This window comes from Pseudomonas sp. GW823-FHT06E10, from assembly GCF_058794995.1.
Map to the genome: position 1 here is coordinate 229862 of NZ_JBXAHJ010000005.1, position 24118 is coordinate 253979.

Consider the following 24118-nt stretch of genomic DNA (forward strand, 5'->3'; position numbering starts at 1 on the left):
CAAGCCATGCAAGACCTCGATCCCGTCGAAACCCAGGAATGGCTGGACGCCCTGGAATCGGTTCTCGACAAAGAAGGCGAAGACCGTGCTCACTATTTGATGACCCGTATGGGTGAACTGGCGACCCGCAGCGGTTCGCAGTTGCCTTACGCCATCACCACGCCTTACCGCAACACCATCCCGGTAACCCACGAAGCACGCATGCCTGGCGACCTGTTCATGGAACGCCGCATTCGCTCGCTGGTACGCTGGAACGCGATGGCCATGGTAATGCGTACGAACCTGAAGGATTCTGACCTCGGCGGTCACATCTCCAGCTTCGCCTCCAGTGCGACCCTGTATGACATCGGCTTCAACTACTTCTTCCAGGCCCCGACCGAAGAACACGGCGGCGACCTGATCTACTTCCAGGGCCACACCTCGCCAGGCGTTTACGCCCGCGCATTCATGGAAGGCCGCATCACCGAAGACCAGATGAACAACTTCCGCCAGGAAGTCGACGGTCAGGGCCTGTCGTCCTACCCGCACCCTTGGCTGATGCCTGACTTCTGGCAGTTCCCGACCGTATCCATGGGTCTGGGCCCGATCCAGGCGATCTACCAGGCACGCTTCATGAAGTACCTGGAACACCGCGGCTTCATCCAGCCAGGCAAACAGAAAGTCTGGTGCTTCCTGGGCGACGGCGAGTGCGACGAGCCGGAATCCCTGGGCGCTATCTCCCTGGCCGGCCGCGAAAAGCTGGACAACCTGATCTTCGTCATCAACTGCAACCTGCAGCGCCTCGACGGCCCGGTTCGCGGCAACGGCAAGATCATCCAGGAACTCGAAGGCGTGTTCCGCGGTGCTCAGTGGAACGTGACCAAAGTCATCTGGGGCCGTTTCTGGGACCCACTGCTGGCCAAGGACGTCGACGGCATCCTGCAACGCCGCATGGACGAAGTCATCGACGGCGAGTACCAGAACTACAAAGCCAAAGACGGCGCGTTCGTACGTGAACACTTCTTCAACACGCCAGAACTCAAGGCGATGGTCGAAGATCTGTCCGACGACGAGATCTGGAAGCTCAACCGTGGCGGCCACGACCCGTACAAGGTCTACGCGGCGTACCACGAAGCGGTCAACCACAAAGAACAACCGACCGTCATCCTGGCCAAGACCATCAAGGGTTATGGCACCGGTGCCGGCGAAGCGAAGAACACTGCGCACAACACCAAGAAAGTCGACGTCGACAGCCTGAAGTTGTTCCGCGACCGCTTCGACATCCCGGTCAAGGACGATGAACTGGAAAACCTGCCATTCTTCAAACCGGAAGAAGGCAGCGCCGAAGCCCGTTACCTGAGCGAGCGCCGTACCGCACTGGGCGGCTTCGTACCTCAGCGTCGCGCCAAGAGCTTCAACATCCCGACCCCGCCACTGGAAACCCTCAAGGCGATCCTGGACGGCTCGGGCGACCGCGAAATCTCCACCACCATGGCCTTCGTGCGGATCCTCGCACAACTGGTCAAGGACAAGGAAATCGGTCCTCGCATCGTACCGATCATCCCGGACGAAGCCCGTACCTTCGGTATGGAAGGCATGTTCCGTCAGCTGGGCATCTACTCCTCCGTCGGCCAGCTCTACGAGCCAGTCGATAAAGACCAGGTGATGTTCTACAAGGAAGACCAGAAGGGCCAGATCCTCGAAGAAGGCATCAACGAAGCGGGCGCCATGAGCTCCTTCATCGCTGCCGGTACTTCATACTCCAGCCACAACCAGCCGATGCTGCCGTTCTACATCTTCTACTCGATGTTCGGCTTCCAGCGTATCGGCGACCTGGCCTGGGCCGCTGGCGACAGCCGCACCCGTGGTTTCCTGATCGGCGGCACCGCCGGCCGTACCACCCTGAACGGTGAAGGCCTGCAACACGAAGACGGTCACAGCCACCTGCTGGCCGCGACCATCCCGAACTGCCGCACCTACGATCCAACCTACGGCTACGAGCTGGCGGTGATCATTCAGGACGGCATGAAGAAGATGACCGAAGAGCAACAGGACGTCTTCTACTACATCACCGTGATGAACGAGTCGTACCAGCAGCCAGCCATGCCGGCCGGTGCCGAAGAAGGCATCAAGAAAGGCATGTACCTGCTCGAAGAAGACAACCGCGAAGCGGCGCACCACGTTCAGCTGATGGGCTCCGGCACCATCCTGCGTGAAGTCCGTGAAGCAGCGAAGATCCTGCGTGAACAGTTCAACGTCGGCGCCGACGTGTGGAGCGTTACCAGCTTCAACGAACTGCGTCGCGACGGCCTGGCCGTTGAGCGCACCAACCGTCTGCACCCTGGCCAGAAGCCTAAGCTGAGCTATGTGGAAGAGTGCCTGAACGGCCGTCAAGGTCCGGTCATTGCCTCTACCGACTACATGAAACTGTTCGCCGAGCAGATCCGTCAGTGGGTACCGTCCAAGGAATTCAAAGTCCTGGGCACCGACGGTTTCGGCCGCAGCGACAGCCGCAAGAAACTGCGTCATTTCTTCGAAGTCGACCGTCATTTCGTGGTGTTGGCAGCCCTGGAAGCACTGGCTGACCGTGGCGATATCGAACCTAAAGTGGTGGCTGAAGCCATCGCCAAGTTCGGGATCGACCCGGAAAAACGCAACCCACTGGACTGCTGAGGAGAGATTCTGTGAGCGAACTCATTCGCGTACCTGACATCGGCAGCGGTGAAGGTGAAGTAATTGAACTGTTTGTGAAGGTCGGCGACCGTATCGAAGCCGACCAGAGCATCCTGACACTTGAGTCGGACAAGGCGAGCATGGAAGTGCCTGCGCCGAAGGCCGGTATCATCAAGAGCCTGAAAGTGAAGCTGGGCGATCGCCTGAAAGAAGGCGACGAACTGCTGGAGCTGGAAGTCGAAGGTGCCGCTGCTGCGGCCCCTGCGGCTGCCGCACCGGCGGCCAAGGCTGAAGCCAAACCGGCTGCTGCACCTGCCGCCGCTCCTGCTCCTGCTCCTGCTCCTGCTGCGCCGGCCGCTGCCAGCGTTCAGCAAGTGCACGTGCCGGACATCGGTTCGTCGGGCAAGGCCCAGATCATCGAGATCCAGGTCAAGGTCGGCGACACCGTCGCGGCTGATCAGTCGCTGATCACCCTGGAGTCCGACAAGGCGAGCATGGAAATCCCGTCGCCTGCCGCTGGCGTGGTCAAGGCCATCAGCGTCAAGCTCAACGACGAAGTCGGCACCGGCGACCTGATCCTGGATCTGGAAGTGGCGGGTGCTGCTGCACCGGCTGCTGCTCCGGCCCAGGCTGCCGCTCCGGCACCCGCCGCTGCACCTGCTGCTGCCGCAGCCCCGGCCGCTCCAGTGGCCGACAGCGTTCAGGACATCCATGTTCCGGACATCGGTTCGGCGGGCAAGGCCAAGATCATCGAAGTCCTGGTCAAGGCCGGCGACACCGTTGTGGCCGACCAGTCGCTGATCACCCTGGAATCCGACAAGGCGAGCATGGAAATCCCGTCGCCAGCCGCTGGCGTGGTGGAAAGCGTTTCCATCAAGCTCGACGACGAAGTCGGAACCGGCGACCTGATCCTGAAACTGAAAGTCAAAGGCGCCGCTCCTGCTGCACCTGTTGCTGCGACCGCACCTGCCGCTGCTGCTCCGAGCGCTCCGAGCGCTCCGGCTCCAGTCGCTGCTGCTCCGGCTGCCGCTGCTCCTGCTGCTGCCCCGGTTGCTGCTCCAGCCAAGCCAGGCGCCAAAGTTCACGCCGGCCCTGCCGTGCGTCAACTGGCCCGCGAATTCGGCGTCGAGCTGAGCGCCGTTGGCGCCAGCGGCCCGCACGGTCGCATCCTGAAGGAAGACGTGCAGGTTTACGTCAAAGCCATGATGCAGAAGGCCAAGGAAGCACCGGCCGCTGCTGCTGGTGCAACCGGTGGCGCGGGCATCCCGCCGATTCCGGTCGTGGACTTCAGCCGCTTCGGTGAAATCGAAGAAGTGCCGATGACCCGTCTGATGCAGGTCGGCGCCGCCAACCTGCACCGCAGCTGGCTGAACGTACCGCACGTGACGCAATTCGACTCGGCGGATATCACCGAGCTCGAAGCGTTCCGTGTTGCCCAGAAAGCCGTTGCAGAGAAGGCCGGCGTCAAGCTGACCGTCCTGCCGTTGCTGCTCAAGACCTGCGCGCACCTGCTCAAGGAACTGCCGGACTTCAACAGCTCGCTGGCGCCAAGCGGCAAAGCGATCATCCGCAAGAAATACGTGAACATCGGCTTCGCCGTCGACACCCCGGATGGCCTGCTGGTACCGGTCATCAAGAACGTCGACCAGAAGAGCCTGCTGCAATTGGCCGCCGAGGCTGCTTCCCTGGCTGAAAAAGCCCGGACCAAGAAGCTCTCGTCGGACGAGATGCAAGGCGCCTGCTTCACCATTTCCAGCCTCGGCCACATTGGCGGCACCGGCTTCACGCCGATCGTCAACGCGCCGGAAGTGGCGATCCTCGGTGTTTCCAAGGCAACCATCCAGCCAGTCTGGGACGGCAAAGCCTTCCAGCCGAAACTGATGCTGCCGCTGTCGCTGTCCTACGATCACCGTGTGATCAACGGCGCCGCTGCTGCACGCTTCACCAAGCGTCTGAGCGATCTGCTGGGCGACATCCGCACCATGCTCCTGTAACACCGACCGGCCCTCCTTCTCCGGAGGGCCTGTTGCGTTCCACGTTTCCGAGCGCCATGCTCGTACCTCAACCCCGCCAATTTGGCGGGGCTTTTTTTTGCCTGAAGTTATTACTTAAAACGTCTTCCTACATTTGTGGCTGATACCGCCCACAACTCGAGTCCATTTCTGCCAGATATTTTTTCGGGCCAAATAACTAGTCTTGGCTGGAAGACTACTTATTACATCCGAAACAACCATCTGACTAATTCATTAGCAGCCGAATGGACTCAAACATGTTCAAACCCACTGTCGGCCCGATTATTGGCCACACCACAACTAATCACGCCCGTATTTTTTTACGCGGCGAACACAACAAAAACACTTTGGTATTTGCTGGCATTCGTTATAGACGACAAGGTGAAGATCACTGGTCAAAAGGTAACTTTGCGAAACTCGAACCCGAGCACGACATGTGCGAAGTTATCGTGCTGAACAACCTGTCCGCCGACTCCGACTATGAATATCAGGCCGGGTGGTTCAGCCTGACCAGCCCTGCGCACACCGTCGACACGGTGAAGGAACTGCCGCTGCAATGGTCACGGCAGGTTTATCACTTGCGTACCCGTTCCAGCCAGGCCAGCCTGCCAAGGGCCTACATTGTCGGCTCTTGCCGATACCTGCGCATGACCGCAGGCATAGCATCCGCCCCTCATCTGGGTGACAGAGTCTTTGCTTCGATTTCACGTTTGGTGGAGCAAGCCAGTCCTCCCGTCAGCGCGCTGGTGATGACGGGAGACCAAATCTATGTCGATGACTTGAACATTATTGCCCCTGATCGGGAACTCAAGGAAATCCTCCATAAATATCGCGTGGCGTTTTCGCAGATCAATATCGCCAGATTAATGTCCAATCTGCCCACTTACATGATCCTTGACGACCATGAAATAGAGGACAACTGGCCCGCCAACAAGAGCAAGTCCGATGATTACTTATATGCAAACGCAATCAGGGCCTATGAGTTGTATCAGGCCAGTCATAGTCCTGCCCATGCACTAACTGATGATGGACTGACAAATAAACGACTGGACAAATACTGGTATCAATTTACTGAAGGTGATATCGAATGGTTTGTTACCGACAGTCGGACCCGACGCAATCTGTCGGCCACTGACCGACGCATTCTCGACGCAGCCCAGGAACAAGCCTTGTGCGACTGGCTGATCCACAGCCCGGCACGGGTCAAATTCGTGGTCACCAGTGTCATGTTCTACCCTGACCGCAAACGCACGGATGATGACGCCTGGCAGGCCTTTCCAGAACAACGGCTACGGTTGCTGGAGACCATTCGCACACACCGCATCAAGAATGTCTTCTTCATTTCCGGCGATGTCCACGGCTCGCTGACCAGTCGACTGAGCCACAGTGAGGATCCAGACTTCGAGGTCCACACCATCGTCTCGTCACCGCTGTGCAACAGCAAAATGCTGCCCTATGCCACGACCGCCACATTCGTCCTCGATCACCCCCTGGTCCGCACCGCCGCAGGCGACTATCGACATGAACTGACCAGCAAGGTGATCAGCCAGGATAATTTTGCACACCTGGTCGTCGATGCCGGGCAGCTTCAGGTGAATTTCCACGACCGGGAGGGCAAGCATTTGCAGTCCATTGGCATCCCGATTCGCTGACCCGGAAACAGATCGCAGTCACTGGCAATACTTGCAAAACTGCGATTTTTCAGCGACTGGCAATACTTTCTGCCACGGACTGAAGAAAACTTGTCGTCTGCCGACATATTCTTATAGCACTTGGCCTTCATCTCTCTTGTCAGTCGGTGTCGCAATGATGCAACCTTGCCGCAGGCAACAGTAAAGAGGGCGAGAGCCCAGCGCGTTCAGCATATTCGAAGCGAGTTTCCCTCCATGAAAAGCCAGCCCGATGCCGCCAGCCGTATGGTGGCCGAGGTAGTGACGCAGTTGCCTGTGCCCTCGCGGCTCGGCATGCTGCGTTTCGAACGGCTTAATGAACCCAGCTGGGCGCTGCTGTTTCTCGATCCCAATTGCGAACGCCAGTTCGGCCTGCCAGCCGTGGAACTGTGTGCGCTGGTGGGCTCGCCCTACGCCAGCCTGATGGAGCCGCTAGCGCGCTATCAACTGCACGACGCAGTCCAGCAACAGCTGACTGAAAGCCCGCACTACCTGATCCGCTATACCCTGCACACCGCCGCTGGCTCCCTGACTCTGCTGGAGCTGGGCGAAGCCTACAAACAACACAATCGACACCTGTTGCGCGGCTACCTGCTGGTCATCGACGGCCTGTTCGAGGATGACCCGCTGCAACCGGCCATGGACCTTGAAACCCAGAACTCGCGCCTGCAAATCGCCCTGGAACTCAATCAGCGTGCCCAGCAGGAGCAACTGCTGCATCTGGAGCGGGTGCGGGCCCAGCAGGATCTGATCCTGCTACTCACCCGTCAACGCTACAGCAGCAACAACTCCTTGCGCGAAGCCGCCGAACTGATCACCCGCAGCGCCTGCGACATCTACGAAATCGACAGTGCCAGCCTGTGGCACCTCGAAGGCTCGATGCTGGTGCCGATCTCGGCCTATCACCGCACGAATCAGGAATACCTGCTGCCGCAACCGATCGACGTCAGTCTTTTCCCCGATTACCTCGACGCCCTGCACACCGGCCGAGCCATCGACGCCCATAACGCCATGCGCGACCCACGCACCCGGGAGATGGCCGAAAGCCTGCGCCCGCGGGACGTCAACGCAATGCTCGACGCCAGTATCCGCGTCGATGGCCAGGTGGTCGGCGTTTTGTGCCTGGAGCAAACCGGGGCAACCCGCGCCTGGCAGTCGGATGAAATCGCGTTCGCCGGAGAACTGGCGGACCAGTTTGCCCAGGTCATCAGCAACCACAACCGGCGAACCGCCACCAGCGCCCTGCACCTGTTCCAGCGCGCGGTCGAACAAAGTGCCAACGCCTTTTTGCTGGTCAACTGCGATGGCGTGGTGGAATACGTCAACCCGAGCTTCACCGCGATCACCCAATATTCCACCGAAGAAGTGCACGGTCAGCGGCTGTCAGAACTACCGGCCCTGGAGAACCTCAGCGAACTGCTGTTCGATGCACCTTCGGCGCTGGCCAAGAGCAACAGTTGGCAAGGTGAATTCAAGAGCCGCCGGAAAAACCTCGAACCCTACTGGGGCCAATTGTCGATCTCCAAGGTTTACGGCGACAACCGCGAGCTGACCCACTACATCGGCATCTACGAAGACATCACCCAGACCAAGCTCGCCCAACAACGCATCGAGCGCCTGGCCTACACCGACAACCTGACCAACCTCGGCAACCGCCCGGCGTTCATCCGCAACCTCGATGAGCGCTTCGCCCGGGACAGCGACGCGCCGATCAGCCTGTTGCTGGTGGACATCGACAACTTCAAGCGGATCAACGACAGCCTCGGCCACCAGACCGGCGACAAACTGCTGATCAGCCTCGCCCGGCGCCTGCGCAACAGCCTGATCCCGAGCGGCAGCCTGGCCCGATTCGCCAGTAACGAATTCGCCGTGTTGCTGGACAACAGCGACCTCACGACGGGCCAGCAAGTGGCCAACCAGTTGCTGGCGACCCTCGACAAACCGATGTTCGTCGACAACCAGTTGATCAGCGTCACCGGCTCCGTGGGCCTGGCCTGCGCGCCACTGCACGGGCGCGACCCGCAAACCCTGATGCGCAATGCCGGGCTGGCGCTGCACAAGGCCAAGGCCAACGGCAAACATCAGGTGCAGGTGTTCACCGAAGCGCTGAACGCCGAGGCCAGCTACAAGCTGTTCGTCGAAAACAACCTGCGCCGCGCTCTGACCCAGAACGAACTCGACGTGTTCTACCAGCCCAAGCTGTGCCTGCGCAGCGGTCGCCTGCTGGGGATGGAAGCCCTGCTGCGCTGGGACCATCCGGAAAAGGGCATGATCCGCCCGGATCAGTTCATCAGCGTTGCCGAGGAAACCGGGTTGATCATTCCGATCGGCAAATGGATCGCCCGCCAGGCCTGCCGCATGAGCAAAGCGCTGACCGCCGCCGGCCTGGGCAACCTGCAAGTGGCGATCAACCTGTCGCCCAAGCAGTTTTCCGACCCGGACCTGGTGGCCTCCATTGCCAACATCCTCAAGGAAGAAGCCCTGCCGGCTCATTTGCTGGAGCTGGAGCTGACCGAAGGCCTGCTGCTGGAGGCTACCGAAGACACCCACTTGCAGCTCGACCAGCTCAAGCGCCTGGGCCTGACCCTGGCCATGGACGACTTCGGCACCGGTTACTCGTCGCTCAGTTACTTGAAAAAATTCCCCATCGACATCATCAAGATCGATCGAAGCTTTATCCACGAAATCCCGGACAACCAGGACGACATGGAAATCACCTCCGCGGTGATCGCCATGGCCCACAACCTGAAACTCAAGGTCGTGGCTGAAGGCATCGAAACCGCCGAGCAGTTGTCGTTCCTGCGCCGTCACCGCTGCGACGTCGGCCAGGGCTACCTGTTCGACCGTCCAATCCCGGGCGATGAGCTGATCGACAAGCTCAAACGCTACCCGCGTGGCCCAATCGCCTGACAGATACAGAACCTGTGGCAGACATAAACTCTGTGGCAGGCAAAAAACCTGTGGGAGCGAGCTTGCTCGCGATAGCGGTGGACCAGTCAGCCCCCCATGACACCGACACACCGCTATCGCGAGCAGGCTCCCCCCTACAGGGGTAGTGCGTATCGGGCAGGTATTGGGCACACTGACAGTCTGTTTATTTACAACCCAACCTGACTGAGAGGACTGATCATGGTTCTGCGCTCGGAAATTCTGGTGAACAAAAACGTGCTCCCTACTAAAGAACAAGCTCTGCCTGGCCGCGAAACCGCGATGACCCTGCCTGAAAAGCACTTTGTGTTTAAAGACACCCCCTTGCTCGGCCCGTTCTTCGAAGATGTCGACTTCGCGATCTTCGGCCTCGGCTGCTTCTGGGGCGCGGAACGCCGCTTCTGGCAGCGTGAAGGCGTGGTCAGCACCGTGGTCGGCTACGCCGGCGGTTTCACGCCGAACCCGACCTACGAAGAAGTCTGCTCGGGCCTGACCGGTCACGCCGAAGTGGTGCTGGTGGTGTATGACAAGGCCAAGGTCAGCTACGAAGGACTGCTGGCGATGTTCTGGGAACTGCACAACCCGACGCAGGGCATGCGCCAGGGCAATGACATCGGCACCCAATACCGTTCGGTGATCTACGCCACTAGCCCGGAACAACTGGACGCGGCGCTCAAGAGCAAGGAAACCTACCAGGCCGAGCTGTCCAAGGCCGGTCTCGGTGAAATCAGCACCGAAATCGACCAGGCCCCGACCGTCTACTTTGCCGAGACGTATCACCAGCAATACCTGGCGAAAAATCCGGAAGGCTACTGCGGAATTGGCGGCACAGGCGTGACCTGCCCGATCTGACAACTGACTGTAGAAGCGAGCCCGCTCGCGAAAAACCAAAGGACGCCGCTGGGCATCCGGTTTTACGCGTTAACGTTCACGACCTTCGCGAGCAAGCTCGCTCCTACAGATCAACTCTCGGCAATCAACCAATCCATCCGCCACCCACCCTGGGTCTGCCCAAGCTTCTCGGACAACCAAGGCAGCAGCTCACGCAATTCTTCCTCCAGCCCCCACGGCGGATTGGCGATCGCCAGCCCGGACCCGTTCAGGCTGTTGGGCGTATCCAGCGGATGTACCAGCAACTCCACCCGCAACAACTTCGGCGCACCGGTACCGGCCAGGTCCTGATAGAAGCGGCGCAGCGCGCGCTGATCCTTCACCGGGTACCAGATTGCCGCCACGGTCTGACGCATCCGGCCAATCGCTTCCTTCAACGACGCGGCACAGCGCTGCATCTCGTCGAGCTTCTCGAACGGCGGATCGATCAACATCACCGCACGCTTCTCCGGCACCGGCAGCAAGGCCCGCGACACGTGCCAGCCTTCACCCAGGTGTACCTTGACCCGGCGATCACCGGCCATGTTGTCCTTGAGCAAAACGCCGTCTTCCGGATGTTTCTCGTTGAGCAACACACGGTCCTGAGGGCGGGTCAGACGCCGCGCCAGCTCCGGCGACCCCGGGTAATAGCGCAACTGGCCATCCGGGTTCATCTCGTGCAGCACCTGCATGTAATCAGCGGTCAGGATCGGCAGATCCGGCTGATCCCACAAACGCGCAATGCCTTCCAGGTACTCACCGGTACGATTGGCCTGATCACCCTGAAGGTCATACAGACCGATGCCGGCGTGGGTATCGAGATAGGCAAACGGCTGCTCCTTGCGCGACATCAGGGCGATGAGGCGGGTCAAGGTCAGGTGTTTGAACACATCGGCGTGATTGCCGGCATGGAAGGCGTGACGATAATTCATGGCTGCTCCTGCGAAGGCCGGGAAGTTTACCTTTTACCGGGCGGCAAGTCAGGGGTTGGCGGCTGAGCGGGTCAGCCGCGGAGAACACTGCAGTGAAAATGCAAAAAAATGGCCCGCGTCCAAAAGGACGCGGGCCATTTTTTTCAAGTCATCGGGTCAGTGCATGCACTCATCCCGATCACTTGTTCAAGCGATAATCGGCCTCAGCAGCAGCAAAACGCTGGAACATGCCGGCAGTCGGCGTGCCCATCTTGCTGACGAAGTAGATCGCCAGGCTGGCGAAGATGAAACCAGGGATGATTTCGTACAGGCCCAGCAGTTCGAAGTGTTTCCAGACGATCACGGTGATCGCGCCGACCAGGATACCGGCCAGTGCGCCGTTGCGGGTCATGTCTTTCCAGATCACGGAGATCAGCACGACCGGACCGAATGCGGCACCGAAACCGGCCCAGGCGTAGCTCACCAGACCCAGTACACGGTTTTCCGGGTTGGACGCCAGGGCGATCGCCACCAGGGCAACCAACAACACCATGGCACGGCCGACCCACACCAGTTCCAGCTGCGAAGCGGATTTACGCAGGAAGGTCTTGTAGAAGTCTTCGGTCAGGGCGCTCGAGCACACCAGCAACTGGCAACTCAGGGTGCTCATGACGGCAGCCAGAATGGCCGACAGCAGGATACCCGCGATCCATGGGTTGAACAGGATCTTGGCCAGTTCGATGAACACACGCTCGTGGTTCTCGGTGACTGCGCCAGCCACGTCCGGGTGCGCCGAGAAGTAGGCGATACCGAAGAAGCCGACTGCCACGGTGCCGCCCAGGCACAGGATCATCCAGGTCATGGAAATGCGACGGGCGTTGGCGATCGATTTAACCGAATCGGCAGCCATGAAACGCGCCAGGATATGCGGCTGGCCGAAGTAGCCCAGACCCCAACCCATCAGCGAGATAATGCCGATGAAAGTGGTGCCCTTGAGCATGTCGAAGTTGCTTGGATCTTGCGCTTCGATGGCCAGGAAAGTGGTGTCGACGCCGCCAGTGGCCAGCAACACGATAACCGGCGTCAGGATCAACGCGAAGATCATCAGGGTGGCTTGTACGGTATCGGTCCAGCTCACGGCCAGGAAACCACCGATAAAGGTGTAGGCAATCGTCGCCGCAGCACCGGCCCACAGCGCAGTCTCGTAGGACATGCCGAAGGTGCTTTCGAACAGACGGGCGCCGGCTACGATGCCGGAAGCACAGTAGATGGTGAAGAACACCAGGATCACGACCGCGGAGATGATCCGCAGCAGGCCGCTTTTGTCTTCGAAACGGCTGGCGAAGTAGTCCGGCAGGGTCAGTGCATCACCGTTGTGCTCGGTCTGCACACGCAGACGGCCGGCGACGAACAGCCAGTTCAGGTAGGCGCCGACGATCAGGCCGATGGCGATCCAGCTTTCGGACAGACCGGACATGTAGATCGCGCCGGGCAAGCCCATCAACAACCAGCCGCTCATGTCGGAGGCACCGGCGGACAGTGCGGTCACGACGCTGCCCAGGCTACGACCGCCCAGAATGTAGTCGGAAAGGTTGTTGGTGGAGCGATAGGCCATCAAGCCGATCAGCACCATTGCTGCGATGTAGATCACGAACGTGATCAGGGTTGGATTGCTTACGCTCATTAAGTTACGCCCTGGCTTTGTTTTTATGTAGCTGCGGCTGGTGAACCGCTCGCAAACGCATACGTTTGACAGACGATCCGGATTCCCGCGCATTTATGACTGATGTTTCCCCAGGAAAGCCATCAGCCGGAGCACCCGGGTTTCGACCGGGTTGCACCTTGGGCGCGAATGCTATTCAACAAAGCAAATAAGGTGCAACCAGTTTCTTGAGAATAAGTTGCACCCAGTCGGAAATAAATTTCAAACCCGGTTTTTTGCTCCTTTTCGGAGCAAGAACTCGGGCCAACCACCCTAAAAAGCACCAAGCAAAGGCAGCACCGCCGTACCAGAATTTATTTCCTGACGAGCTGCGTAATATTCCGACAAAAAAAGGGTTGCACCCGGTTGCACCTCAACAGTCGCACGGCTAATCTTGCCGCCAGCTGATGCCACGCAGTCGTGGCAAACATGAGGATAAAAACATGGCTACCACCACCCTTGGGGTCAAACTTGACGACCCGACCCGCGAACGCCTCAAGGCCGCCGCGACCTCGATTGATCGCACGCCGCACTGGCTGATCAAGCAGGCAATCTTCAATTACCTGGAAAAACTCGAGGGTGGTGCAACCCTGTCCGAGCTGAACGGTTCGACCAAGGATTCCGACGACTCCGTCGACGCGCCTCTGGATCACGCCCACCAGTGTTTCCTCGAATTCGCCGAAAGCATCCTGCCGCAATCGGTACTGCGCGCCTCGATCACCGCCGCCTACCGTCGCCCTGAGCCGGAAGTCGTGCCGATGCTGATCGAGCAGGCTCGCCTGCCGGCACCGATGGCCGAAGCCACCAACAAACTCGCCGCCTCGATTGCTGAAAAACTGCGCAACCAGAAGAGCGCTGGCGGCCGTGCCGGCATCGTCCAGGGCCTGCTGCAGGAATTCTCCCTGTCGTCCCAGGAAGGTGTGGCGCTGATGTGCCTGGCCGAAGCGCTGCTGCGCATCCCGGACAAAGGCACCCGCGACGCCCTGATCCGCGACAAGATCAGCACCGGCAACTGGCAGCCGCACCTGGGCAACAGCCCGTCGCTGTTCGTCAACGCCGCCACCTGGGGTTTGCTGCTGACCGGCAAACTGGTGTCGACCCACAACGAAGCCGGCCTGACTTCGTCCCTGAGCCGCATCATCGGCAAGAGCGGCGAGCCGATGATCCGCAAGGGCGTCGACATGGCCATGCGCCTGATGGGCGAGCAGTTCGTGACCGGCGAAACCATCGCCGAAGCCCTGGCCAACGCCAGCAAGTTCGAAACCAAAGGTTTCCGCTATTCCTACGACATGCTGGGTGAAGCCGCACTCACCGAGCACGACGCACAGAAGTACCTGGCCTCGTACGAACAAGCCATCCACTCGATCGGCAAAGCCTCCCACGGTCGCGGGATTTATGAAGGCCCGGGCATCTCGATCAAGCTGTCCGCCCTGCACCCGCGTTACAGCCGCGCCCAGTACGAGCGCGTGATGGACGAGCTGTACCCGCGCCTGCTGTCGCTGACCCTGCTGGCCAAGCAATATGACATCGGCCTGAACATCGACGCCGAAGAGGCCGATCGCCTGGAGCTGTCACTGGATCTGCTCGAGCGCCTGTGCTTCGAGCCGCAACTGACTGGCTGGAACGGCATCGGTTTCGTGATCCAGGCTTACCAGAAGCGTTGCCCGTACGTGATCGACTACGTGATCGACCTGGCTCGCCGCAGCCGTCATCGCCTGATGATCCGCCTGGTAAAAGGCGCGTACTGGGACAGCGAAATCAAGCGCGCCCAGGTCGAAGGCCTGGAAGGCTACCCGGTCTACACCCGCAAGGTGTACACCGACGTGTCCTACATCGCTTGCGCCCGCAAGCTGCTGTCGGTGCCGGAAGTCATCTACCCGCAGTTCGCCACGCACAACGCCCACACCCTGTCGGCCATTTATCACATCGCCGGTCAGAACTATTACCCGGGCCAGTACGAGTTCCAGTGCCTGCACGGCATGGGTGAGCCGCTGTACGAACAGGTTGTAGGCAAAGTTTCCGAAGGCAAGCTGAACCGTCCGTGCCGCGTGTACGCTCCAGTCGGAACCCACGAAACCCTGCTGGCCTACCTGGTGCGTCGCCTGCTGGAAAACGGCGCGAACACTTCGTTCGTCAACCGTATTGCCGACCAGTCGATTTCGATCCAGGAACTGGTGGCCGATCCGGTAGCCAGCATCGAGCAAATGGCGACCGTGGAAGGTGGTTTCGGCCTGCCGCACCCGCGCATTCCGCTGCCGCGTGACCTGTATGGCTCCGAGCGCGCCAACTCCAGCGGCATCGACATGGCCAACGAACATCGTTTGGCATCCCTGTCCTGCGCGCTTCTCGCTACCGCACACAACCACTGGAAAGCGGCACCTATGCTCGGTTGCGCTTCCAGCAGCGAAGCCCCGGCACCGGTCTTGAACCCGTCCGATCTGCGTGACGTGGTCGGTCATGTGCAGGAAGCGACCGTCGAAGACGTCGACAACGCGATCCAGTGCGCCCTCAACGCTGCACCGATCTGGCAGGCCACGCCGCCCGCCGAGCGCGCCGCGATCCTGGAACGTGCCGCCGATCTGATGGAAGCCGAGATCCAGCCGCTGATGGGCCTGCTGGCCCGCGAAGCCGGCAAGACTTTCGCCAACGCCATCGCCGAAGTGCGTGAAGCCGTGGATTTCCTGCGTTATTACGCGGTGCAGGCACGCAACGATTTCACCAACGACGCTCACCGTCCGTTGGGCCCAGTCGTATGCATCAGCCCGTGGAACTTCCCGCTGGCGATCTTCAGTGGCCAGGTGGCTGCTGCATTGGCCGCTGGTAACCCGGTATTGGCCAAGCCTGCGGAACAAACGCCGCTGGTCGCCGCTCAGGCCGTGCGCCTGATGCTCGAAGCCGGCATCCCGGAAGGCGTGTTGCAACTGCTGCCGGGCCGTGGCGAAACCGTCGGTGCCGGCCTGGTCGGCGACGATCGCGTCAAAGGCGTGATGTTCACCGGCTCCACCGAAGTCGCGCGCTTGCTGCAACGCAACATCGCCGGCCGCCTGGACAGCCAGGGTCGTCCGATTCCGCTGATCGCCGAAACCGGTGGCCAGAACGCGATGATCGTCGACTCCTCGGCACTGACCGAACAGGTGGTGATCGACGTGGTGTCCTCGGCGTTCGACAGCGCCGGCCAGCGTTGCTCGGCTCTGCGTGTACTGTGCTTGCAGGAAGATTCCGCCGACCGCGTCATCGAAATGCTCAAAGGTGCCATGGCTGAAAGCCGTCTCGGCAACCCTGAGCGTCTGTCCGTGGACATCGGCCCGGTGATCGACGCCGAAGCCAAGGCTGGCATCGAGAAGCACATCCAGGCCATGCGCGACAAAGGTCGCAGCGTGTACCAGGTGGCCATCGCCGACGCCGAAGAAGTCAAACGCGGCACCTTCGTGATGCCGACACTGATCGAACTGGAAAGCTTCGACGAACTGCAGCGGGAGATCTTCGGCCCGGTGCTGCACGTGGTTCGCTACAAGCGCAAGGACATCGATCAACTGATCGGTCAGATCAACGCTTCCGGCTACGGCCTGACCCTGGGCGTGCACACCCGCATCGACGAGACCATTGCCAAGGTGATCGACAACGTCAACGCCGGTAACGTCTACGTCAACCGCAACATTGTTGGCGCAGTAGTAGGCGTGCAGCCATTCGGCGGCGAAGGCCTGTCGGGTACCGGCCCGAAAGCCGGCGGTCCGCTGTACCTGTACCGCCTGCTGTCGACCCGCCCTGCGGATGCGATCGAACAATCCTTCGCTCGTGGCGATGCTGCCGCAGCACCGGACCTTCGTCTGCGCGACGCCATGAGCAAGCCGCTGACCGCCTTGAAAGCCTGGGCCGACAACCACAAGTTCGCCGACCTGAGCACCCTGTGCGTGCAGTTCGCTGCGCAATCGCAAAGCGGTATCACCCGCCTCCTGGCCGGCCCGACCGGCGAACGCAACAGCTATGCGATCCTGCCGCGTGAACACGTGCTGTGCCTGGCGGAAGTCGAAGGCGATCTGCTGACGCAACTGGCGGCGGTATTGGCTGTCGGCGGTTCGGCGGTATGGCCGGAAGCTGACATGACCAAGGCCTTGTTCGCACGCCTGCCGAAGGACATTCAGGCGCGCATCAAGCTGGTTTCCGACTGGAACAAGGACGAAGTGGTGTTTGATGCGGTTCTGCATCACGGCCATTCCGACCAGTTGCGTGCGGTGTGCCAGCAGATAGCCAAGCGTGCCGGCGCCATCGTCGGTGTGCAGGGTCTGTCGCAGGGCGAAACCAACATTGCGCTGGAGCGTCTGGTGATCGAGCGTGCGTTGAGCGTCAACACCGCTGCGGCGGGTGGTAATGCCAGTTTGATGACCATCGGCTAAAACCGATAAGCCGGGCTGCCGCATTGGCCGCCCGGTATGCAATCCCCCTGTGGGAGCGAGCTTGCTCGCGATAGCGATCCATCAGTCACCTTCCATATTGACTGATCTGCCGCCATCGCGAGCAAGCTCGCTCCCACAGTTGTTTTGTAGTTCCTGCTAAGGCTCTGCTCTGCCCCACCATCACGCTCATCAATCATGCTATTCAGCATAAATTCACAAGACTAGACTCGGCCCATTCCAATAAAAGGTAGGCCGCCATGTCCGAGACGTTGCTCAGTTCCCGTAATCTGGCTTTCGAGCTGTATGAAGTCCTTGATGCCGAGGGCCTGACCCAGCGTGAGCGTTTCGCCGAGCACAACCGCGAAACCTTCGATGCCGCCATTGGCACCGCCCGCAACATCGCCGAGAAGTTCTTCGCCCCGCACAACCGCAAGGGCGACGAGAACGAGCCACGCTACGAAAACGGTCAGGCGATTCTGATTCCGGAAGTGAAACCGGCGGTAGACGCCTTCCTCGAAGCCGGCTTCCTCAACGCCGCGCGCAGTTTCGACGCTGGCGGCATGCAGCTTCCTACGCTGCTGTCCCAGGCCTGCTTCGCGCACTTTCAATCGGCCAACGCGGCTTCGACGTCGTACCCGTTCCTGACCATGGGCGCGGCGAACCTGATCGAGAGCTTCGGCACTGAAGAGCAGAAGCGCCGCTTCCTGCAACCGATGATCGATGGCCGCTTCTTCGGCACCATGGCCCTGACCGAACCCCACGCGGGCTCGTCGCTGTCGGATATTCGTACACGCGCAGAACCTGCGTCCGACGGCACTTATCGCCTCAAGGGCAACAAGATCTTCATCTCCGGTGGCGATCATCCGCTGTCGGAAAACATCGTGCACATGGTGCTGGCCAAGCTGCCGGACGCACCGGCCGGGGTGAAGGGCATTTCGCTGTTCATCGTGCCCAAGTTCCTGGTCAACGACGATGGCAGCCTCGGCCAACGCAACGACGTGTTGCTGGCCGGGCTGTTCCACAAGATGGGCTGGCGCGGCACCACCTCCACCGCACTGAATTTCGGCGATAACGGCGAGTGCGTCGGCTATCTGGTGGGCAAGCCGCACCATGGCTTGAGTTACATGTTCCAGATGATGAACGAGGCGCGGATCGGCGTCGGCATGGGCGCGGTGATGCTTGGCTACGCCGGCTATCTGTACTCGCTGGAATACGCCCGCGAGCGTCCGCAGGGCCGCGTGCCAGACAGCAAGGACCCGAACACTGCACCGGTGGCGATCATTCAGCATGCCGACGTGAAACGCATGCTGTTGACGCAAAAGGCTTACGTCGAAGGTTCGTTTGACTTGGGTCTTTATGCGGCGCGGCTGTTCGATGACACCACCACGCTTGCGACCGAAGCCGAACGCAAACAGGCCCATGAACTGCTGGATTTACTGACACCAATCGTCAAATCCTGGCCGTCAGAGTTCTGCCTGAAGGCCAACGAACTGGCGATCCAGATCCTCGGCGGCCACGGTTATACCCGTGAGTACCCGGTGGAGCAGTACTACCGCGACAACCGCCTGAACCCGATCCACGAAGGCACCCACGGTATTCAGTCGCTGGACCTTTTGGGCCGCAAACTGGCGCAGAACGGCGGCGCGGGGCTCAAGCAACTGATCCGCCTGATCGCCGACACTGGCGAGCGAGCACAGGCGTTTGATTCATTGACGCCGCTGCGCGAGCCGCTGGAAAAACTGGTGGCACGCCTGCAAACCGTGACCATCGGCCTCCTGACTGATCTGGCCCAAGGCAAGGTCAACAGCAGCCTGGCGAACTCGGCGCTGCACCTGAAAGTGTTTGGTCACACGGTGATCGGCTGGCGCTGGCTGGAACAGGCGATTCGTGCCGAGGAAGGTTTGGCCAAGGGTAATGCGGCGGATGTGGCCTTCTATAAAGGCAAGCTGCAGGCGGCGCGCTACTTCCTGACGTGGGAAGTGCCGGGTTGCCATCATGAGCTGGCAATTCTTGAGGCTCGGGATGATGTGTGCCTGGGCATGCAGAATGAGTGGTTCTGATCCAACCTTTGTGGTGTAGCTGAAAACCAATCGCGAGCAAGCTCGCTCCCACAGGAATCCCTGTTGGCCACAAATCTTGTGTTCAACACACAAACCCTGTGGGAGCGAGCTTGCTCGCGATGGCGTCAGCACTATCAATACATCAACTCAGCTTGAACCCACCCATCTGCCGCGCCAGATCATCCGCCAACCGCTGCAATGTCTGACAATCCTCCCGACAGGCCCTGACCTCCCCCGCCGTCGCCCGCGCCAGGTCAGAAATCCCCTGTACGTTCCGGTTGATTTCCTCGGTCACCGCCGATTGCTCTTCCGTCGCCGTCGCCACCTGATGGTTCATGTCGCTGATGCGCTCCACTTGCCCGGTAATCGCGGTCAACGAAGCCCCGGTACGCTGGCTGGACTCGACACCCGTGCCGGTCGCGGCTTGCCCGGAATGCATCGACGACACCGCATTCTCCGCACCTTGCTTGAGACTGCCGATCATCTGCTGGATTTCATCGGTAGATGCCTGCGTACGCCGCGCCAAAGTCCGCACTTCATCGGCCACCACGGCAAACCCGCGCCCCATGTCCCCGGCTCGCGCCGCTTCGATAGCGGCGTTGAGCGCCAGCAGGTTGGTCTGCTCGGAAATCCCCCGAATCACCGCCAGCACCTGGTCGATCGACGCCACTTGATGGGCCAGTTCACCCACCGCTGTGGCCGCGACGCCGATTTCGTCAGACATGCTTTCGATATGGCGGATCGAGCCACCCACCACTTCCCGTGCCTGCATCGCCTCATCCCGAGCCGTTTGTGATGCGAGCGCCGCATTACCGGCGTTATGGGCGATTTCCTGAACGGTCAGGCCCATTTCATGGACAGCGGTTGCCACCATGTCGGTCATTTCCTGTTGGCGGCCGGAGCGCTCAGCGGTGTTATCCACCACCCGTGCAACCTGGCCGACAGCGGTGCGCAGTCGCTCGCTGGTGGTCAGCACCTCGCCGATCATGTCGCGCTGGCTGTCGAGAAAGCGATTGAAGCCGCGCGCCAGATCGCCCAACTCATCGGCGCGACTGGAATCTAACCGCTGGGTCAAATCTCCACCACCGCTACCAATGGCAACCAGTGCCGCTGTTACCTGACGAATCGGCCGCACCAACCCACGGGCCAGCAGCACCACCAGCAACAGACACACAATCGCCACCGCCAGGCCGATACCGCTGCTCATCCACATGGCGCGCCGGGCTTCGGCGTAGATCTGCGATTGCGGCACTTCGGCCACCAGCGTCCAGCCGAGATCGCGCAAAGGCAGACTCAACGCGAGAAAGTCTTCGCCATCACGCTGGAAGCTGCTGTTGGTGGCAGTTTTTTGACCCATGACCGCTTGCGCAGCTGACTCGCCAATCTGCTCGGCCAAGGTGCGCTTGCCGCTGAATTGCGCCTCTGGGTGAACCTGGATCAAACCGTCGGAACGCACGAGATAGACCTTGCCGCGCTCACCGAAGCTGAAGTTGTGGATCAGCTCCGACAGCTCTTTCATGCTCAGGCCAAGCCCGGCAACGCCCACGACTTTACCGGCCTGCTCGACCTTGAGGTCGATGAACAGCGCCAATTCTCCGGTGGCCGTGTCGATGTCGATATTGAGGGTGCGCGGCTGGTTGCTGTCGAGGAACGAGTAGAACCAGGCGTCTTTGGGATTGGAACGACTGAGAGTGCGGTCCAGGCCTTTTTCGGTAATGTAATGGCTGGACGCGGTACCGATGATCAGCGCGGTAAAGGCTTTGTGCTCGGCGCGAATGCCTTCCAGATACTGCGCGAAGCTGGCGGTCTTGGCGCTGTCCTCACCCCCGGCCAGCCAGTCGCGCACCATGCTGTTGCTGGCGATGTCCTTGGCGGCGGTAAGGGGTTGGACGAGGATCCGCTCGATGTCGTTGCGCATCGCTTCGATGCTCGACGGCAAGGCTTGCTCGACCAGATAGCTCTGGGCGAGGCGGTTGACCACCAGGGTATAAATGCCAACCACGATCAGGATACTGACCAGCAGGGCGGTGCCCATGCTCAGGATCAACTGCCATTGAATACTGCGTCGCCAGAACTGCATGGAGCACCCCCAAAGAATAAGAGGCTGAAACACTGCAACAGCCGTGCCGATTGTATACAAGTCAACCGACAATCTATTCTTTGGTTGTGCGCAAAGCCGATCAGGCCTGATTGATCGTCTTGGAAATCACTTCAACCGTGGCGCTGACTTGCTCTTGGTAACGGTCAAGGTCGAGCTTGTGCTGCTTCTGCATTTCGATCTGCTGGGAGCACAGATTCATCGCCGCCAGCACCAGCAATCGGTCACCGATCAGCGTCGGGTACTTCCTCTTGGTTTCGGCCAGGGCTGCCTTCAACATCATCGCGGCATCCAGCAGGGTCTGTTCTTCCCCGGCCGGTGCCTTGATCGAATAGTCCTCCCCCAGGATCGAGACGACTTTTACCCCTGCGGCGTTGTAACTCATGCGCTGACAGGGCCTGCGCTGACGCGCTCAACCAGGGCCTGGATGCGAGCCGCCGTGGCGCCTTGCTTCTCTTCCTGCTCCATCAGGTTCAGTTGCAGGCTTTCGTTTTCATCCTTGGCCTGGGCCAGTTCTGCGGTCAGGGTCTGGTTGGTGCCGAGCAACGTCTGGTTCTGTTGCACCAGGTCACTGACCAGTTGTTCCAATTGGCTTAGGGATGCTTCCAACATTTTGATTTTCCGGGCTTTTTCAAAGGGCGCGTACGATAAAGAAAAGTCACCCTGGATGCCAGGGTTATACAGGCGCAAAGCCTTGATTTTGCTGACGAGTGACCTTTCTCGCGAACTGTAGAGACTGTGATACCCCGATCTGGTTCCTGCACTTCGTCGCCCGCCTATGCAGGAGTGAGCTTGCTCACGATGGACGTGAACGATATCGCGCCCTGTCTGAATGATTGCATTGTCCATGCGTTTTTCGCGAGCGGGCTCGCTCCTACAAGGTAACCACCCGGTCGCAGTAAAAACGCGCAAGGACTCAAGACTTCAGCCAGGCGACCGATAAGCCATCCATACAGCAGCCTCAGCCCCGCGCGGATGCGCTCTTTTCGGTGATTGCCATGTCCCTTCGTAATATGAATATCGCCCCTCGGGCGTTCCTCAGCTTTGCCCTGATTGGCGGCTTGATGATGGTTCTGGGGGTGTTTGCCTTGAATCAGATGAGCAAGATCCGCGGCGCGGCCGAGAACATCACCAACAACAGTGTGCCGAGCATCAAGAGCCTGGACGACTTCACCCAGCTCACCTTGCGCCTGCGGGTGTTGTCCTATCGCTTGCTGGTGAACCGCGAGCCTGATGTGCAGCAGAAAACCATGGAACTGCTGGAGACGCGCAACCAGCAGATTCGCACGGCCCAGGCAACCTACGAAAAGCTGATCGCCAGCCCGCAGGAACGTGCGGTCTACGATCAATACGTACAGCTGCTGGGTCAATACCGCCAGATCGAAGACCGGATGAAGACTCTGTCGCGCAACAATCAGGTCGATGAATTGCGCAGCCTGCTCAACACCGATTTGCTCAACAACTCCGAAGCGGTCAACACCGTGTTGAACCGCCTGCTGGAGATCAACACCCAGCAGAGCCACGACACCAACCAGCAGTCGGCGGATCAATACGATTCGGCGTTCAACCTGGTAATCACCCTGTTGGTGATCGCCACCGCCTTGACGCTGCTGCTCGCCTGGTTGCTGACCAACAGCATCACCCAACCGATCGCCAATGCCCTGGGCGCCGCCGAACAGATTGCCGAAGGCAACCTGACGCGCCCGATCACCGTTGACGGCCAGGATGAAGCCGGCCGTTTGCTGCTGGCCATGTCGAAGATGCAGGAAAAACTGCGCGACACACTGCAGCGCATTTCCGGCTCGGCCACGCAACTTGCATCCGCTGCCGAAGAACTCAACAGCGTCACCGACGAAAGCGCCCGTGGCCTGACCCGGCAGAACAACGAAATCGAACAGGCTGCCACCGCAGTCAACGAAATGACCAGCGCCGTGGAAGAAGTCGCGCGCAACGCGGTCAGCACGTCCGAGGCCTCGAAGAACGCCACCACATCTGCCGGTGACGGCCGTGACCTGGTGCAGGAAACCGTCAGCGCCATCGAACGCATGAGCGCCGACGTGCAGAGCACCGCGACCCTGATCGGCGACCTGGCCAACGAGTCCCGTGACATCGGCAAGGTGCTGGATGTAATCCGTGGCCTGGCCGACCAGACCAACCTGCTGGCCTTGAACGCCGCCATCGAGGCCGCGCGCGCCGGTGAGGCCGGTCGTGGTTTTGCGGTGGTGGCCGACGAGGTACGTGCCCTGGCTCACCGCACCCAGCAGTCGACCAGCGAGATCGAACGCATGATCGGCAGCATCCAGAGCGGCACCGAGCACGCGGTGGATTCGATGCGCAACAGCACCGAACGCGCCGAGTCGACCCTGAACATCGCCCGCGGCGCCGGGATGTCGCTGGACACCATCAACAGCGCCATCGTCGAAATCAACGAACGCAACCTGGTGATCGCCAGCGCCGCTGAAGAACAGGCACAGGTGGCCCGTGAAGTGGATCGCAACCTGGTTAACATCCGTGACCTGTCGGTGCAGTCGGCCACCGGGGCGAATCAGACGAGTGCGGCGAGCAATGAACTGTCGCGCCTGGCGGTGGACCTGAACACCCTGGTTGGGCGGTTTAGCCTTTAACGAGCACCGCTGACTCTGTGGCGAGGGGGCTTGCCCCCGTTGGGCTGCGCAGCGGCCCCTTCCCTGTTAACCGCGTACATCCATTAAATCGCATCTACCGGATTTACGACTGCTTCGCAGCCGAACGGGGGCAAGCCCCCTCGCCACAATGATTTCACCCGGCGTGAAGAATCGCCTGCAAAAAGCTTTTTGACAGC

General features: G+C 60.2%; 13 protein-coding genes and 2 pseudogenes. 9 read left to right on the forward strand and 6 right to left on the reverse strand.

From position 1 onward, the window contains the following. Positions 1 to 6: 6 nt before the first annotated feature. The 5 genes from aceE (at position 7) to msrA (ending at position 10114) form a co-directional block, all read left to right on the forward strand. Positions 7 to 2652, forward strand: coding sequence for a pyruvate dehydrogenase (acetyl-transferring), homodimeric type (gene aceE / locus AC1Q6Y_RS10715; protein ID WP_057712293.1), 2646 nt, complete (start codon positions 7 to 9; stop codon positions 2650 to 2652). A gap of 11 nt (positions 2653 to 2663) precedes the next feature. Next, positions 2664 to 4646: a dihydrolipoyllysine-residue acetyltransferase gene (gene aceF / locus AC1Q6Y_RS10720; RefSeq protein WP_492624535.1), complete on the forward strand. Its 1983-nt coding sequence runs from the start codon at positions 2664 to 2666 to the stop codon at positions 4644 to 4646. 275 nt (positions 4647 to 4921) lie between these two features. Next, a complete protein-coding gene (locus AC1Q6Y_RS10725; RefSeq protein ID WP_492624536.1) occupies positions 4922 to 6316 on the forward strand; it encodes an alkaline phosphatase D family protein in 1395 nt (464 codons plus the stop codon). Between the two features lie 234 nt (positions 6317 to 6550). Further along, positions 6551 to 9244: a putative bifunctional diguanylate cyclase/phosphodiesterase gene (locus AC1Q6Y_RS10730; protein ID WP_492624537.1), complete on the forward strand. Its 2694-nt coding sequence runs from the start codon at positions 6551 to 6553 to the stop codon at positions 9242 to 9244. A gap of 219 nt (positions 9245 to 9463) precedes the next feature. Next, positions 9464 to 10114, forward strand: a complete 651-nt coding sequence (gene msrA / locus AC1Q6Y_RS10735) for a peptide-methionine (S)-S-oxide reductase MsrA (protein ID WP_090452759.1) — start codon at positions 9464 to 9466, stop codon at positions 10112 to 10114. A 110-nt stretch (positions 10115 to 10224) separates the two neighbouring features. Here msrA and AC1Q6Y_RS10740 read toward each other — a convergent pair whose 3' ends face one another. Together AC1Q6Y_RS10740 and putP are read right to left on the reverse strand one after the other, a co-directional pair. Further along, positions 10225 to 11064: a 23S rRNA (adenine(2030)-N(6))-methyltransferase RlmJ gene (locus AC1Q6Y_RS10740; protein ID WP_057712298.1), complete on the reverse strand. Its 840-nt coding sequence runs from the start codon at positions 11062 to 11064 to the stop codon at positions 10225 to 10227. Positions 11065 to 11242: 178 nt separating this feature from the next. Next, positions 11243 to 12727 carry a sodium/proline symporter PutP gene (putP, locus tag AC1Q6Y_RS10745; protein ID WP_057712300.1) on the reverse strand — a complete coding sequence of 495 codons (1485 nt, stop codon included), beginning with the start codon at positions 12725 to 12727 and terminating at the stop codon, positions 11243 to 11245. A gap of 461 nt (positions 12728 to 13188) precedes the next feature. Between putP and putA the strand changes: the two genes are divergently transcribed. Further along, on the forward strand, positions 13189 to 17139 hold the full coding sequence (putA, locus tag AC1Q6Y_RS10750; protein WP_102671114.1) for a trifunctional transcriptional regulator/proline dehydrogenase/L-glutamate gamma-semialdehyde dehydrogenase: 3951 nt from the start codon (positions 13189 to 13191) through the stop codon (positions 17137 to 17139). A gap of 257 nt (positions 17140 to 17396) precedes the next feature. Beyond that, complete coding sequence (locus AC1Q6Y_RS10755; protein ID WP_492624538.1) at positions 17397 to 19199, forward strand: acyl-CoA dehydrogenase; 1803 nt, start codon at positions 17397 to 17399, stop codon at positions 19197 to 19199. A 142-nt stretch (positions 19200 to 19341) separates the two neighbouring features. Here AC1Q6Y_RS10755 and AC1Q6Y_RS10760 read toward each other — a convergent pair whose 3' ends face one another. The 4 genes and pseudogenes from AC1Q6Y_RS10760 to AC1Q6Y_RS10775 all read right to left on the reverse strand — a co-directional run bounded on the left by AC1Q6Y_RS10760 (position 19342) and on the right by AC1Q6Y_RS10775 (position 21909). Further along, positions 19342 to 20187, reverse strand: coding sequence for a methyl-accepting chemotaxis protein (locus tag AC1Q6Y_RS10760; RefSeq protein ID WP_371318460.1), 846 nt, complete (start codon positions 20185 to 20187; stop codon positions 19342 to 19344). A gap of 18 nt (positions 20188 to 20205) precedes the next feature. Continuing rightward, positions 20206 to 21279, reverse strand: a pseudogene (locus AC1Q6Y_RS10765) (HAMP domain-containing protein); the annotation flags it as partial. A 100-nt stretch (positions 21280 to 21379) separates the two neighbouring features. Continuing rightward, positions 21380 to 21682 (reverse strand): cell division protein ZapA, encoded by a 303-nt coding sequence (locus AC1Q6Y_RS10770; RefSeq protein ID WP_057712304.1) that lies wholly within the window; start codon positions 21680 to 21682, stop codon positions 21380 to 21382. Further along, positions 21679 to 21909: a hypothetical protein gene (locus tag AC1Q6Y_RS10775; protein ID WP_090452750.1), complete on the reverse strand. Its 231-nt coding sequence runs from the start codon at positions 21907 to 21909 to the stop codon at positions 21679 to 21681. Before AC1Q6Y_RS10775 ends, AC1Q6Y_RS10770 begins: the two co-directional genes overlap by 4 nt. A 401-nt stretch (positions 21910 to 22310) precedes the next feature. Between AC1Q6Y_RS10775 and AC1Q6Y_RS10780 the strand changes: the two are divergent. Both AC1Q6Y_RS10780 and AC1Q6Y_RS10785 read left to right on the forward strand, forming a co-directional pair. After that, positions 22311 to 23066: pseudogene (locus AC1Q6Y_RS10780) on the forward strand (MCP four helix bundle domain-containing protein); the annotation flags it as partial. Then, on the forward strand, positions 23058 to 23921 hold the full coding sequence (locus AC1Q6Y_RS10785; protein WP_371318461.1) for a methyl-accepting chemotaxis protein: 864 nt from the start codon (positions 23058 to 23060) through the stop codon (positions 23919 to 23921). The pseudogene AC1Q6Y_RS10780 and the gene AC1Q6Y_RS10785, both read left to right, overlap by 9 nt. The last annotated feature ends 197 nt before the right edge of the window (positions 23922 to 24118 follow it).

Bases quoted from the DNA above. Each gene is read 5' to 3' on its own strand.
- putA (WP_102671114.1), top strand. From the start codon at position 13,189: ATGGCTACCACCACCCTTGGGGTCAAACTTGACGACCCGACCCGCGAA.
- AC1Q6Y_RS10730 (WP_492624537.1), top strand. From the start codon at position 6,551: ATGAAAAGCCAGCCCGATGCCGCCAGCCGTATGGTGGCCGAGGTAGTG.
- aceE (WP_057712293.1), top strand. From the start codon at position 7: ATGCAAGACCTCGATCCCGTCGAAACCCAGGAATGGCTGGACGCCCTG.
- AC1Q6Y_RS10760 (WP_371318460.1), bottom strand. From the start codon at position 20,187: ATGATCGGCGAGGTGCTGACCACCAGCGAGCGACTGCGCACCGCTGTC.
- AC1Q6Y_RS10775 (WP_090452750.1), bottom strand. From the start codon at position 21,909: ATGTTGGAAGCATCCCTAAGCCAATTGGAACAACTGGTCAGTGACCTG.
- AC1Q6Y_RS10770 (WP_057712304.1), bottom strand. From the start codon at position 21,682: ATGAGTTACAACGCCGCAGGGGTAAAAGTCGTCTCGATCCTGGGGGAG.
- AC1Q6Y_RS10755 (WP_492624538.1), top strand. From the start codon at position 17,397: ATGTCCGAGACGTTGCTCAGTTCCCGTAATCTGGCTTTCGAGCTGTAT.
- AC1Q6Y_RS10725 (WP_492624536.1), top strand. From the start codon at position 4,922: ATGTTCAAACCCACTGTCGGCCCGATTATTGGCCACACCACAACTAAT.
- AC1Q6Y_RS10785 (WP_371318461.1), top strand. From the start codon at position 23,058: ATGCAGGAAAAACTGCGCGACACACTGCAGCGCATTTCCGGCTCGGCC.
- msrA (WP_090452759.1), top strand. From the start codon at position 9,464: ATGGTTCTGCGCTCGGAAATTCTGGTGAACAAAAACGTGCTCCCTACT.
- putP (WP_057712300.1), bottom strand. From the start codon at position 12,727: ATGAGCGTAAGCAATCCAACCCTGATCACGTTCGTGATCTACATCGCA.
- AC1Q6Y_RS10740 (WP_057712298.1), bottom strand. From the start codon at position 11,064: ATGAATTATCGTCACGCCTTCCATGCCGGCAATCACGCCGATGTGTTC.